The sequence below is a fragment of the Advenella kashmirensis WT001 genome (assembly GCF_000219915.2).
Classification (GTDB): Bacteria; Pseudomonadota; Gammaproteobacteria; order Burkholderiales; family Burkholderiaceae_B; genus Advenella; species Advenella kashmirensis.
Genome location: NC_017964.1, coordinates 2,401,946 through 2,415,040 on the forward strand (window position 1 = coordinate 2,401,946; position 13,095 = coordinate 2,415,040).

General features: G+C 51.8%; 12 protein-coding genes and 1 pseudogene. 6 read left to right on the top strand and 7 right to left on the bottom strand.

Annotated elements, in window-relative coordinates; translation table 11 throughout:
• Nucleotides 1-287: 287 nt before the first annotated feature.
• Together TKWG_RS11260 and TKWG_RS11265 are read right to left on the bottom strand one after the other, a co-directional pair.
• Entirely contained in the window at nucleotides 288-1,298 is a 1,011-nt protein-coding gene (locus tag TKWG_RS11260; protein ID WP_148274530.1) for a Bug family tripartite tricarboxylate transporter substrate binding protein, read from the bottom strand.
• A gap of 89 nt (nucleotides 1,299-1,387) precedes the next feature.
• Nucleotides 1,388-2,464 carry a TauD/TfdA family dioxygenase gene (locus tag TKWG_RS11265; protein ID WP_014750952.1) on the bottom strand — a complete coding sequence of 359 codons (1,077 nt, stop codon included), beginning with the start codon at nucleotides 2,462-2,464 and terminating at the stop codon, nucleotides 1,388-1,390.
• A gap of 98 nt (nucleotides 2,465-2,562) precedes the next feature.
• Between TKWG_RS11265 and TKWG_RS11270 the strand changes: the two genes are divergently transcribed.
• The 6 genes and pseudogenes from TKWG_RS11270 to TKWG_RS11295 all read left to right on the top strand — a co-directional run bounded on the left by TKWG_RS11270 (nucleotide 2,563) and on the right by TKWG_RS11295 (nucleotide 8,866).
• A complete protein-coding gene (locus TKWG_RS11270; protein ID WP_014750953.1) occupies nucleotides 2,563-3,525 on the top strand; it encodes a LysR family transcriptional regulator in 963 nt (320 codons plus the stop codon).
• A gap of 312 nt (nucleotides 3,526-3,837) precedes the next feature.
• On the top strand, nucleotides 3,838-5,028 hold the full coding sequence (locus TKWG_RS11275; RefSeq protein WP_014750954.1) for an MFS transporter: 1,191 nt from the start codon (nucleotides 3,838-3,840) through the stop codon (nucleotides 5,026-5,028).
• Between the two features lie 108 nt (nucleotides 5,029-5,136).
• On the top strand, nucleotides 5,137-5,565 hold the full coding sequence (locus TKWG_RS11280; protein WP_014750955.1) for a DUF7079 family protein: 429 nt from the start codon (nucleotides 5,137-5,139) through the stop codon (nucleotides 5,563-5,565).
• Nucleotides 5,566-6,156: 591 nt separating this feature from the next.
• Nucleotides 6,157-6,801, top strand: a complete 645-nt coding sequence (locus tag TKWG_RS11285; RefSeq protein ID WP_014750956.1) for a TetR/AcrR family transcriptional regulator — start codon at nucleotides 6,157-6,159, stop codon at nucleotides 6,799-6,801.
• Nucleotides 6,794-7,888, top strand: coding sequence for a Gfo/Idh/MocA family protein (locus TKWG_RS11290; protein ID WP_014750957.1), 1,095 nt, complete (start codon nucleotides 6,794-6,796; stop codon nucleotides 7,886-7,888). The genes TKWG_RS11285 and TKWG_RS11290 overlap by 8 nt, the downstream gene beginning before the upstream one ends.
• Nucleotides 7,885-8,866: pseudogene (locus TKWG_RS11295) on the top strand (LLM class flavin-dependent oxidoreductase). Before TKWG_RS11290 ends, TKWG_RS11295 begins: the two are co-directional and overlap by 4 nt.
• Nucleotides 8,867-9,698: 832 nt before the next feature.
• Here the strand turns inward: TKWG_RS11295 and TKWG_RS11305 are convergent.
• From TKWG_RS11305 to TKWG_RS11325, 5 genes are all read right to left on the bottom strand, one after another.
• The gene (locus TKWG_RS11305) at nucleotides 9,699-10,238 is read right to left on the bottom strand and encodes an isochorismatase family protein (RefSeq protein ID WP_014750959.1); all 540 of its coding nucleotides are present in this window, start codon (nucleotides 10,236-10,238) and stop codon (nucleotides 9,699-9,701) included.
• A gap of 375 nt (nucleotides 10,239-10,613) precedes the next feature.
• Nucleotides 10,614-11,294, bottom strand: a complete 681-nt coding sequence (locus TKWG_RS11310; protein ID WP_014750960.1) for a metallophosphoesterase — start codon at nucleotides 11,292-11,294, stop codon at nucleotides 10,614-10,616.
• A 77-nt stretch (nucleotides 11,295-11,371) separates the two neighbouring features.
• Nucleotides 11,372-11,653: a hypothetical protein gene (locus TKWG_RS11315; RefSeq protein WP_014750961.1), complete on the bottom strand. Its 282-nt coding sequence runs from the start codon at nucleotides 11,651-11,653 to the stop codon at nucleotides 11,372-11,374.
• Nucleotides 11,654-11,804: 151 nt separating this feature from the next.
• On the bottom strand, nucleotides 11,805-12,239 hold the full coding sequence (locus tag TKWG_RS11320) for a hypothetical protein (protein WP_171815159.1): 435 nt from the start codon (nucleotides 12,237-12,239) through the stop codon (nucleotides 11,805-11,807).
• A gap of 201 nt (nucleotides 12,240-12,440) precedes the next feature.
• Complete coding sequence (locus TKWG_RS11325; protein WP_014750963.1) at nucleotides 12,441-12,950, bottom strand: GNAT family N-acetyltransferase; 510 nt, start codon at nucleotides 12,948-12,950, stop codon at nucleotides 12,441-12,443.
• Between the last annotated feature and the right edge of the window lie 145 nt (nucleotides 12,951-13,095).

Sequence of the window (13,095 nt, forward strand, 5' to 3'; positions counted from 1 at the left end):
TATAAAATAACTATAAAAATCAAAAACTTAGAGTTTTCATCTCTAAAACCACTTTATAAAACTCCGTCCTGCGAGAACGTGATGAGTATTCATCGATACGCAACGCGAATGGATCGCTTCATACGAACCACATCGGACCAGGCCTCAATTTGGTCAATTGCTTTGAGCAATTCGGACTTTTCTCCACCCACTTTCCTATCCCAACAACCAGCACCGGTTGCATAAATTCGTAACGACACACATACCACTATCCGGCATACGAAATGCCACTACAGAATAGACACATATTACTTTTTAGGGACCGTTGGCGCCTTTTTCTCCTGGCTCTTCATTAAAGCAACCGCTTTTTCCCAGTGTTTAATATCCTCCTTCACGAAATTGGCAAGTTCTTCCGGATTTTGATACGCCACATTTACACAAGCTTTTGAAAGCGCCTGTCGGACACTATCCTTTTTTAATGCGTTCTCCAACGATTGTGCCAGTTTGGCAACACGGTCTGGCGGTGTGCCGGCAGGCGCATGCAGGCCATACCAGCCTTGGGTATTGATTTCAGGAATGCCTGCTTCTTTGGTTGTTGGGATATCGGGTGCCTGACTGGATCGCTCATCGCCGGTGACGGCCAGGACATTCAGCTTATTGTCATTGATGGCTCCGCAGGCAAGGTTACCGGACACCGTGGCCAGTGACACACGCCCTTCGTAAAGATCAGTCATATGTTGCGCAGCACCCTGATACGGCACAAATAGCAAGTTAATACCTGCCTCTTTGGCCAACATGCGTGTGACAATCGTAGTGAATGCGCCACCAATGAGTACTGCGCTAGGCAGTCCTGGATTCTCTTTTACATAAGCAATCAGTTCCGGGATTGACTTGACTGGCAGCTTTGCAGAGGAGACGATAAACCCGGATGATGTCGCAAACCGGCCAATGGGCGCAAAATCGTCCGCGCTCCATTCAATATCATCAAATAAAATCGGAATACTTGTTAACACGGCAGAACTGGACAGCAATGTATACCCGTCTGGCTTGGCCTTGGCAACGGCCATTGCAGCAATATTGCCCTCCCCGCCGGGCCGGGGTTGCACAATAATCGGCTGCCCGAGATCCTTGCTCATCTCTTTTCCAATAATTCGGGTCAGCACGTCAACAGCTCCACCTGCGCTATACGGAACGACGATTTGGATGGGCTGGGCAGGCCAGTCTTGCGCTGTAGCGGTCAAAGGGATTAAGCTGCAGAACACCGCCGAAGTGATCGCTCCAACAAACGTCATTCTTTTATTCGTCATGCCTTCCTCCAATTAAATCGTTCTTCTTGTTATCACAATAGTGATATCCATCATGATTGTTCTATTGGCGCTTTCTGAGCAAACAGAGCAGCAAAGCCGATTCAGATATCTTCAAGCGTAAAGTTAAGGCGGGTATCTTTGACCACAATGCCTCCCCGATTGCCTGGTTCCAATGAACCATACCGGGCAGCAAAGCACTCTGGCAACGGTCGTGCCGTTTTTGGCGACAACCACAACCTTAGCAGATGCCGACGACGTTCCGGTTCGGGCCAGTCTTCAAAGTCTGTACGAGAGTGCAGGATCTGATGGTTATGCAGGAACTGCATGTCGCCCACTTTGAACTCCATTTGCAGATTAATCGCAGGATCGTTGGTAAGATTGTCCAGCATCTCCAGCGCCTCAATCTCGGTCTGTGTCAGGCGCCTTGCCTGGGGGCAATTGTTTTGTGCGCTCCGGATGTATTGTCCGGAATAAATTGTCGTCAAATGTCCTGCGTGCCAGTTAAAGACAGGCACTTCGAACCACGGCTTCATACCCTCGGGTACTTCTCCGCGCCGATCCGTGGGGAACGCATGGAACAACACGGCGGCCAAATCAGGTCGACGCTGCATCATCTCGTTATAAATGGTCACTGAGCTTGCAATACGGCTTTCTCCGCCGCTTTTTGACGTTTGCAGACAAAGCAGGCCCACAATGTCGCAAGAATCCGTGTGGTACTCCAGACCGCGATTCGTCTGATAATAACGCGTTTTGGCCTGATTGATATCTGCGCCCATATCGCGCACATGACCGAGCAGGTGTCCTTTGGCATTTTGCGAGCGGAAACTCCCAAGATGCGAGCCTATACCAAGATAGGCGATTGCTGAATCGCCTTTACCATATCGCTCTACTGGTAAGCCGCGCAATAACACGAAACCGCGCCCGTCGATAATTTCAGCCAGAATCCGAGCCAGTTTTCTCGTTAAGCCAGGCAAGGGAAACGTTTCAGGACTAATGTCTGCCATGGACAAACCGCCGGCGTGAAAAGCGGCAATGGCCAGGTCAATTTCCTTAATATCTTCAGAGCCAAGTTGGTGGATCCACTCGGAACGGTTGGACATGTCCTGTCCGTACCAGGCGGCCTTTCCTGTAACCGTTTCAGGAACGTTTTCAACATAACTTTTCTGCGCGCTGTTCATTACTTTTCCTGTGTAAAAATGAATAATCTGGAAATAGTTTAAACTTGAGAGAATGCTTGAACAAACGAATAATTTCTATTCATTAATGGATTTTGTCAATGGTAAATATCACTATAAAACAGATGCGTGCCTTTATCGCCGTTGCAGCAGAAGGCAGCTTTACCAAGGCCGCCGATAGCCTGCACGTCACGCAATCTACCTTGACGTCGTCAATTAAAGTACTTGAGGATGAGGTTGGTCTGCAGCTGTTTGACCGCTCCACCAGATCGGTAATACCCACCAGGCAAGGGGAACTATTTTTGCCGACTGCTCAGCGTATACTGCGGGACCTGGAAGACGCGCTGGACGATTTACGGATGGTTGCCGAACGAGAACGCGGATCCGTTTCGGTATGCGCGGCAGGTTCTTTCATTACTTACGTGCTCACTCCCGCACTGATGGATTTGGCACGACAGCACCCAGGCATTCACACTCGCTTTACTGAGGGCACGACCCAGAGCGTTGCCCAGCAAGTTTTATCAGGCGAAGCGGACTTCGGGGTCACCACCCTGTTTGAACCGATTCCCGAACTTGATGCCACGCTTCTTCTTACCGATGCCTATGGCGCCGTGTATGGTGCTGAACATCCATTGAATGACGAGCACGCCTCATTGACATGGAATAAGTTATCGAAACACACCATGGTCCGACTGAGCAAGGCCAATGGCATACGCATACTGCTGGACAGCGAACCGAAAATTGCAGGGTTGTTCAAGAACACAGTATATGAAGTCAGCGGAGTGGCAGCACTTCAGGCACTGCTCAGCCGCGGCTTCGGCTTCAGCGCACTACCCGCGCTCGCGGCCAGATCCCTGGTGGTGGAAGGACTCAGGTTCAGTATCCTGGCGCGCCCAGGCATACGTCGCAAGCTCTATGTCGTTAAAAAAAAGGGTCGCAGCCTATCTCCTGCTGCCGTCGCTCTTTTTCGAGCCATGATTGAAGCGCTACAGGATATGACTCCTGATGAAGCCATAGACGTCACATTCACTCAATCGGAGATTCGGGCATTCTGCGGAATTTGAAAACAGTGATGTCGTATCATTATGAAGCGAAATGCTGAGCGTTCTCTATCCATTTGGCTTAGATGCTTATGACTCCTCTTTTCACCACGGAATATTTCTATGCCAATTGGTCAACCACCTCGCCTTTTATCAAATCTTCATTTTATACTCGCACCAATTCAGACGATTTTGTCTATTTAACCGTCGCGCTCGCTGACCAAACCAACCGTTCAAAAATGCCCCCTGCCCAGATCGTCCTCGTCAACAATGCCCGGACTAGCACAATCCATGTAGTATCAGTATTGCGGCTTTTTTGAAGTGAGCCATTGAACCATGAATATCTCACACTCGGCCACTTCTGCAAAGATTCCAAAAGGGATCTGGATACTCGGCTTTGTCAGCATGTTTATGGATATTTCGTCTGAAATCATCCACAGTCTACTCCCGGTTTTCATGGTTTCTACGCTTGGCGCAAGCATGTTTGTGGTGGGGGTCATTGAAGGCGTCGCCGAGGCAACGGCATTAATCGTGAAGATTTTCTCTGGCGCCTTAAGTGATTATTTGGGTAAACGCAAAGGGCTCGCGGTGCTCGGTTATGGATTAGGCGCCCTATCCAAGCCCTTTTTTGCGATAGCAGGAACACCGGGTATGGTATTTACAGCGCGTTTTGCCGATAGAATCGGCAAAGGAATCCGCGGCGCACCGCGCGACGCCTTGGTTGCTGATTTAGTCTCACCCGACATACGCGGCGCGGCATTCGGTTTGCGACAATCTCTGGATACAATCGGCGCGTTTCTTGGTCCGCTACTGGCTATCGGCTTGATGCTCCTGCTGGCCAATGATTTTCGCACTATATTCTGGCTGGCTGCGATCCCTGCATTTATTTCTGTGGCGTTACTTTATTTCGGTCTGAAAGAGCCGGCACATAAAGCGAGCACTCAGCGAACCAATCCTATTAAACTGGAAAACATCAAACGCCTGAATCGACCCTATTGGTGGGTGGTGTTCATTGGCGCCGTGTTTACGCTGGCCCGGTTCAGCGAGGCTTTTCTGGTGCTCAGGGCCCAGCAAGGCGGTCTGGCGCTCGCACTGGTGCCTTTAGTGCTGGTGATCATGAACCTGGTGTATTCAATGTCTGCCTATCCAATAGGAAAATTGTCCGACCGCATGAGCCATCGTACGCTGTTGACGTGGGGGCTGGTGGTCCTGATCATTGCCGATCTGGTGCTGGCAACCAGTAACCATTGGGCAATTGTGCTTATCGGGGTTGCCATCTGGGGGCTGCATATGGGAATGACCCAGGGGTTGCTGGCAACCATGATTGCAAACACCGCACCCGCAGATCTGCGCGGCACTGCTTTTGGTTTTTTTAACCTGGTCAGCGGAGTTGCAATGTTGTTTGCCAGCGTGGTGGCCGGGTTAACCTGGGACAGTTTTGGTCCCGAATATACTTTTATTGTCGGCGCGACAATGTCGCTACTGGCGTTAATCCTTGTACTTAGAAATAAAGCGCGCCAGCAGTAAATTAGATGAATAATAGAAAAAGTGACGCTATGAGCACCTGGTCAGCTAAACTTGGCGCCATAGCTGGCGGACTGGGAATGGAATACACGTTCAACGGAATTTTCTAACATGGCTAAGAATCCCGTCGACTTTACCGATCAAAAAATTAAAGAGCGGCTCGATATATGGACCGCGCTCAGTGAAATTTTTGTCAATGTAGAACAGACACAAGAAGAGTTCGACCAGCACTTAGATATTATCGCAAGAAACGTTGCGCCCATGGGTTACTCACTCGAAAGCCTGAATAACATCATAGTGAACGAAATCGGTCCTTTATTCATCAAAAACTTCAGCATTTTGAATCCACTACCGGAGACCGATTTTTGGACCAGGGAGCAAGTCGAAACAATAATGAAGCAGTTTAGGGCTCAGAGAAATACATTGGATGGCCGGGCGCAACGCCTGTTTATGAAGGATCCATTAAAAAACCCTACGGTTTCACGCCGATGGAAAGGGCTACAGGAGCGCCTTACAAAACTCGGTGTAACACAGACTTAGCTATTGGCGTTAATCAGGCCCGTACAGTCAAAACATCTTCCCAATTGGTTGTATAACCTGGTGTTTTACGCTACTGGCGCCTATACCAATTCCCTAGGTCATGAAACCCGATGCTTCCCGTTTTTAGCGACCCCGTTCCAAGCCTTGCGTGAATGGCATCCAGCGTGATCATCTGCTGTAGCCTGCGCAACGCGACTTTGGTAAACGCCCATCTATCAGAACTGGCCTGCGGCATATTGACGGTCAGGCAATTGCCGTATTCCTTGCCCGTTTTATGTTCTTATGTCCAAATACCAAGGCCTCTAACGTTCGTTCAACGTATTGGCATAGATTTGGGAAAAACAAGCACCCAAAGAAGATGCCCCTGAGCGATATGTGTCCGTACACACCTTTAGAATGTATCCCAAACCAGGTCCTTCCAGCGTCCCGTGCACCTTCAATATCGTGCCGTCCGCGTTCACTCCCTCTGGTCGCATCGGATTGACACGGAGATAGTCTCCGTTTATTATACGGAGACTATCTCCATATAATAAACGTGCAGCCTGAAGCATGTCTCTATTAACCTGCTGGAGTGTCGAAAGGGACCTACCTATGACCACGAATCAGCCCGAAGAGAAGGGCCCACTGCGTGCAGATGCGCGGCGAAACCGCGACAGCATTCTCAAAATCGCGGCGCGGCACTTTGCTGCGTATGGCGTGAATACGTCGCTCGACGAAATTGCGCGTGAAGCGAAGGTCGGACCCGGCACGCTGTATCGCCATTTTCCGACGCGCGAACACTTGCTGTGCGAGGTGCTGCATGAACGGCAGGAGGAGCTCCTGTCCCGTCGTGATGAAGCCTCAGCGAAGCCGTGCGCGCAGACTGCGCTTCGCGCCTGGATGATAGCGCTCAAGGACTATCTCAATGCGTTCAACGGTCTGCCTCAACCGTTCATAGATGCTTTCGAAGCCCAGGCATCGCCATTGGCCGTCACCTGTAGCACACTCGTCACGATAACGGCCGAGTTTCTCTCACGCGCCCAGGCCGAAGGCGCAGCCAGGCAGTCGGTTTCCGCGCCCGCGCTGTTTCTGAGCGCAGTGGGCTCGGCCTTCGTCCATGACAAGGCCGGCAAATATGGCGCAACCCCGGAGCAAATAGAGGAGATCCTCGCCTTCGGATATCTCAATAGCGAAACGGCCCAGGATGCGGCCGATCTGCCCTACCCCATTAGCAAAACTGGAGCACCACATGACTGACAAGCCAATCCGCATTGGATTCATCGGCCTTAATCCGGACATTCAATGGGCCGCCAAGGCCCATATTCCGGCACTCAAATCACTACCCGACGAGTTTGTGGTGGTCGGCGTCGCGAACACCAGCCTTGCCAGCGCAAAAAAAGCCGCCGAAGCATTCGGCCTGCCTCATGCGTTTGAGAATGCGCAAGCACTGGTCAATTCGCCCGAGATCGACTTGGTCGTCGTCACTGTCAAGGTACCGCATCACCGCGAACTGGTCACAGCGGCGTTGAACGCGGGCAAGCACGTTTATTGTGAATGGCCGCTAGGCAACGGCCTGGCCGAGGCGCGGGAATTGGCTGATCTGGCCGAAACTAAGGGCGTTGTCGCAGCAGTCGGTACACAAATGCGCGTTGCCCCGGAGGTTGAACACCTTCGCCAACTCATCGCCGACGGTTATGTTGGCGAGGTGCTCTCGACGACGCTTGTGGGCAGTGGTGGCTCATGGGGCGGCGAAACCGACGCAGCCCATGCCTATCTTTATGACAAGAGTAATGGCGCTACCCTGCTCAGCATCCCACTGGGACACATGCTTGCCGGTATGCGCGAAGTACTGGGTGGCTTTAACCATCTGTCCGCACGCATGATCAACCGCCGCAATACGGTGTACGTTACCGATACGGAGCAGACGATTCCCTCAACCTCGCATGACCAGATCCTCGTACATGGCGCGCTTGAGAGCGGGGCCACGTTCTCGATCCATTATCGTGGAGGCATGTCCCGCGGCACCAACCTGCTATGGGAGATCAACGGCACGGAAGGCGACATCCAGGTAACAGGTGCCAGTGGCCACGGACAGATGGTTCAGTTGGTCATTCGCGGCGCAAACGGTGATACGAGCGAGCTTGCTCCATTGACGCCGCCCGCGTCAGCCTATAGCGGCTGGCCGGATAATTCGGTCGTCCGCAATGTCGCCCGCGTCTATGCCTTGATCGCGCAGGATATCCGATCGGACACACGCTCGGCACCCAGTTTTAGCGACGCCGTCGCGCTGCATGAGACAATCGATGCGATCGAGCATTCCGCTGCCGGGAAGGAGTCGAAATGACGGCCCTCTCGCTGCTGGAACTTGTCCGAATCACGCAAGACACCGACGCCCGGATGGCGCTCGACAACGCCCGAGACCTTGCATCTCATGCAGAGGAATGGGGCTACAAGCGCATCTGGGTCGCCGAGCACCATAACATGGTGGGCATTGCCAGCGCCGCAACCTCCATAGCCATCGCCCACATCGCCAGCGGCTCCAGGACGATTCGGGTCGGCGCCGGCGGGATCATGCTGCCGAACCACGCGCCCTATATCATCGCCGAACAGTTCGGCACGCTGGAGCGACTCTACCCTGGACGCATCGATCTGGGACTGGGCCGCGCGCCGGGCACCGATCAGATCGCAGTGCGAGCGATGCGGCGCCCTGCCAGCGCCTCCGAACAATTTCCTCAGGATGTGCAGGAACTCCAGGCGTTTCTTGCGCCTGCCGCGCCAGATCAGCGCATTATTGCCGTGCCGGCGGCCGGAACCAACGTGCACTGTGGATACTGGGTTCGAGCAATTTCGGAGCGACGCTGGCGGCCGAACTCGGCCTGCCTTACGCCTTCGCTTCACATTTTGCACCAGACATGCTGCTGCCAGCCTGAACATCTATCGAAGCCGCTTCAAGCCTAGCGAACAACTTGACCGGCCCTATACAATGGCCGGCATCAACGTCATCGCCGCCGATACGGACCATGAAGCAAAGCGACTCGCGACCACCCAGCAGATGTCGTTTGTTGACATGTTCCGGGCACGGCAAGGGGTCAGCAAGCCGCCCATCGACGATATCGAAACCTACTGGTCGCCTGGGGAAAAGGCGCAGGCCATGCGCATGCTGGCGTGTTCGGTTGTCGGCTCCGCAGATACCGTGCGCACAGGTTTGCAAGCGTTCATTGCCGAAACAGGTGCCGACGAGTTGATGATCGTCTCCGACCTCTACGACCATCAGGCTCGACTGCGTTCTGTCGAACTGATTGCCGAGGTGATGAAGTCATAGACTAGCCGAGCTGGACATGCGTTGGCTTAAATTCAAGCGGGATGCCGAGACCTCCACTTCCGTGGGTCGACGCCCCAATCAAACCGGACATTCGTTTACCTGTCCTTCCTGCTTCTACGGGGCGTTGCGCCGCGTATTGATTTAGGGCAAATATATACGGACAGACGTTAAAGTCATCCTGTGCTATGTTGCTCTTGTATTACTTTAAGCGTTCAGCGTTCGGTGTGATCTTCGCCCTCATCCACCGCTTGGCGCTTGCGCTTCACCTGGTATGGAGTAAGCACAATATGGCAAACGACATCCAGCGTCGGGCGGGTGTCACCTGCCTTGTCCGTCCATACCTTCGGTGTCAGCGTCCCCGATAGGCTACGCTGTCACCATCATCTAACGCCAGTAGCGCGGTCTGGGCTTTATCCTCAAAGGCAATGACACTGCACAACAGGTTTCGCCATTGCCTGCCGTCGCCTTCACTTTGGCGGTGGTATAGGTATCGCCCGTTTTGCCGGTACCTTGTTTGGCGCTGCCGTACAGTCTGCCTGCTATTAACCCATCAATCATTCTTCACCTCGTTTTGTTGAAAATCCCCGCATCGGCGCAACTTGAATACGGCTGCCCCAAGTTGGGTAGACGGAAAGTCTCGTAGTATATCAACGGTTCTAATCCCATTGCTGCGGTAGATGCCTATGAGCCGTCAACACGTTTTGGCTCCGGCCAATTTACGCCAGATTAAATTACTGCATATTTTTTTAAGCTGATAGGGAGCGTCCTCGGCGTTCTGCCTAGGCCACGTGATGTCCTTCCCTTGGACTGCATCTTGTAAATGTGCAGATTGTCAACTGACCTGTAACTGCGAACAGGCAATGACTGAAGCAAAGTCCGCATCCAATAAAGCAAGCGTCACGTTGTGAATCTGCACTGCTCCAAGCTCATATTGGCCAAGTTCGAAGCTAATAACAGCATCTTTCACAACTGTGATCTTAAGTCCCAGATCTGCCCCCATTCTAACGGTCGAATTAACGCAGAAACCTGCCACTGCGCCAATCACGACGAGCTCCGAAATCCTGGCTGTTTGCAGATAGGAGAATAGTTCAGTTGAACTGAAAGCGGACGACGTGCTTTTGATGAATACCGGTTCGTCTGCTAATTCTTCGAACGAAGCCAGCGGCAAAGACAATACGGAATTCTCGTGAAAAATCGACTCTTTTTCGACCGATTGATGGCGAACATGCACAACTGGCTTTCCGGCCTGCCTGAATTGCTCGAGCACCCGTTTCATGTTTTCGATGCAGTTTTCTGGATAGTACTGAACACCCTGCTCAATCCTGTCCACAACGAAATTTTGCATATCAATAATAAGTAAAGCTTTTAACACGTGGCCTTCCTCCCTTGAAAACAAATCCAGTTCACACCGATGTAAATTATCCGTCATCTGTCAGTCAATTTGTACATTGTCAGCATTACGGTAGACGAGTCATATTAACTGGAAATAGCAACGCTTCAAGGAAGCAGCTGCAAGACTTGTCTGCGCCCAAGCGCCGGTTCTTTAAAGAAAGTATCAGAACCCTGCCAGATATCGTGTAATCTGTATTTGAGGAAGCGTTGCAGGACTCCTGATTCGTAATCTGATTTTGCCTGATCTGTTTGGCGCAACCGCGAGCCCAATACCAGCCAAGAGCGCCATTTGATTCACCCTGTCCTGATACTTGCATAACGACTGCCAAGTTTGCTCGCTGGTCAACTATTGCGGTCACAGCAGCCCGGGCTTGCTGATTTCCAGCAAAGTGAAATACCCGTTGTACTCACCCGGTAGCCATCCGCCTGTATCAATATGATGAACATTGCCAAGTGTCATAACCGTTGGGTGGCAATTATGGCCCACGATAACATGATCGACCCCGGCTACCCGCGTCACGTCCTGGCGTTCAAATCGATCGCGCGACCACATCGCGCGCTGGCGGTGTGATTTGGAAACGAAATAGTTTTCCAGATCATTCCAGTTTCGACACGGTACATCTGCATGAACAATACCAATTCGTCCGTTTGCCGTCGCAACCTCTATGGCCATTGGCAGGCGTTCCAGCCTGGTAACCAGGCTTTCCCGATCGTCAGCGTCCTTGTCAATGAACCAGCCTCCACCGTTAAGCCGATAATTGTCTTCATCCATCCGGCCAATGCGATGATAGCGAATGGCATAGTCGTCGTGATTGCCGCAAGCCGGAAAAAACCAGCCGATGTCGATCAGATTAATAACTTTTTCATTCTCTGTGCCGCGATCGACCAGATCGCCCACCGAGAAAAGCCGATCTTTGCCTGTATCAAAAGCTACGGCCTTTAACGCCTGCATCAGCTCTGTATAGTGACCATGGATGTCGCCAACAACGAAATCCCGGCCAGCTCTGTTTAAATCGAATTTGTGTACGTATGCCATTTACTCTGCTCCGTCACACTCGCCATCAGGAGCCATCCCGAGGCCGGCCTGTTCATACAAAAAAACGGATCAATGTTCTATTTCTTATTATTTTTTTTACTTCTGAACGCGTACCAACAGGGAATTGCAATCATGACCAATGCGCTGAGGATTGCAAAAGCAATTTCGGTGCCTTCGGTATCAGATGGGGAAAAGTAAAAAAGAGAAGCACATACGGCGGCCGCGCTGAATGCAAATACCGAGGCGACGATCTGGCGCACGTAAAGCGGCTCCCTTTCTTTTCCTGATGGCGCAAAAAAGAAGGCCACGACCGTAGCTGCCACCATCAATATCCCGATTAACTGGGCCCACAAATCCATGACAATCCCCGACTTTATTCATTACACGATCATTATACGGTGGCAGGCCGGAGTATGCCGCATCGCAGCAGCAGTTGATACACACTCGCGCGCTTTCACTTTCAATGACAGTAGCCTCTACTGTCCAGCCGTCCCGCGAGCATACCTCGCCCTATTTGACGCGCGTCAGTACGCCGGCATCCTCATTGATATCCAATGGCCTGTCCAGCACTTTCAATTTTCCTTCATCCACCGCCTGCAGCGTGTTCCTGGACCGGACACCAAATAACCAATCTTCTTCATTTTTCTCGTCGGCGCTAAGGCGCAACAACGTATGCAAGCCTGATTTTTCCATAGTCCAGTTCCCGTGCAACGATTTTCCCACTGCACCGCCGCTAAGCACAAATCGCCCCTTGGGATCCAGCTTCAGTTCAATATCGTCACCTGAGAATGTGCCTGTAAGGAACGTTTCTTCCGATTTAGCGCTGGTGCTCGGCGCATTGCCGGCAGCAGCCGATGGCGCAACAGCAGTAGCCGCATTCACTGTTAGGCCGAATGTGCCCAGGCAGACAAGGAAAGATACCCTGATTAAAATGGTTCTCTTCACGTTAGTGTTCTCCAGATATTCAACGATCTGATTGATCCTATTGCATTTGAAAAGTATATATTTCTTCCAATTCATATTTCATAATTTTTATTCCCGAGCATCCTGCCGTAGTCCTCCTGCATGAGATCGCACGCAATAGTCGTAGCGCCACAATGGAAGCTGTACATCTGCGGTCGTATCAATAAAGGCCGCAAAGTGGAACTACTCGGTGGCTTCAAAGGCCTTGTGAAAAGACACCTGTCCAAGGGGCATGTCTCCGATAAAAGAGATCGCCTGAAAATACTGGGCTGGTGCATCGGCATACACTAAAGACGAATTGGCCTTGAAGCCAAAACGGCCATAGAAATCCGGGCTGCCTAACACTACACAGCCGCGCGCACCCATGCGCTGCAATTGGGCAAGAGCTGAGCGGATTAATTGCGTACCAACACCCTGCCCCTGCCACTGAGGAAGCACGCTGACAGGCCCCAGACCATACCAGCCCGGCTCACCCGAAGAGATACCAACGGGTGACAACGCGATATGGCCCACTATTGTGCCTTCATAAAGCGCCACCAAAGAGACCACCAACTGCTTGGCATGCCTTAGGCTATTGACAATAAACTGTTCAGTATGGCTGGCAAACTGCTCTGATTCAAATGCTGATTTGGTTACATACGCAATAGTATCGACGTCAGCCGGCTGTTCGTTACGAATGGTTATATTCAACATGATTGTCCCGGGATAGTGAACTGGCAAGGCCTGAAGATAAAGAACAAACCATAGCCGATAGCACGGCAAGATGCAAATCGTAGAAAATGGACGACAGCCGAGAGGCCGGCGCATTTTACATGTACGCTAGCCTCTCGCAATTCAC

Coding starts and splice junctions, on each gene's coding strand:
- TKWG_RS11265 (WP_014750952.1), bottom strand. CDS start 2,464: ATGAACAGCGCGCAGAAAAGTTATGTTGAAAACGTTCCTGAAACGGTT.
- TKWG_RS11270 (WP_014750953.1), top strand. CDS start 2,563: ATGGTAAATATCACTATAAAACAGATGCGTGCCTTTATCGCCGTTGCA.
- TKWG_RS11275 (WP_014750954.1), top strand. CDS start 3,838: ATGAATATCTCACACTCGGCCACTTCTGCAAAGATTCCAAAAGGGATC.
- TKWG_RS11280 (WP_014750955.1), top strand. CDS start 5,137: ATGGCTAAGAATCCCGTCGACTTTACCGATCAAAAAATTAAAGAGCGG.
- TKWG_RS11285 (WP_014750956.1), top strand. CDS start 6,157: ATGACCACGAATCAGCCCGAAGAGAAGGGCCCACTGCGTGCAGATGCG.
- TKWG_RS11290 (WP_014750957.1), top strand. CDS start 6,794: ATGACTGACAAGCCAATCCGCATTGGATTCATCGGCCTTAATCCGGAC.
- TKWG_RS11310 (WP_014750960.1), bottom strand. CDS start 11,294: ATGGCATACGTACACAAATTCGATTTAAACAGAGCTGGCCGGGATTTC.
- TKWG_RS11315 (WP_014750961.1), bottom strand. CDS start 11,653: ATGGATTTGTGGGCCCAGTTAATCGGGATATTGATGGTGGCAGCTACG.
- TKWG_RS11325 (WP_014750963.1), bottom strand. CDS start 12,950: ATGTTGAATATAACCATTCGTAACGAACAGCCGGCTGACGTCGATACT.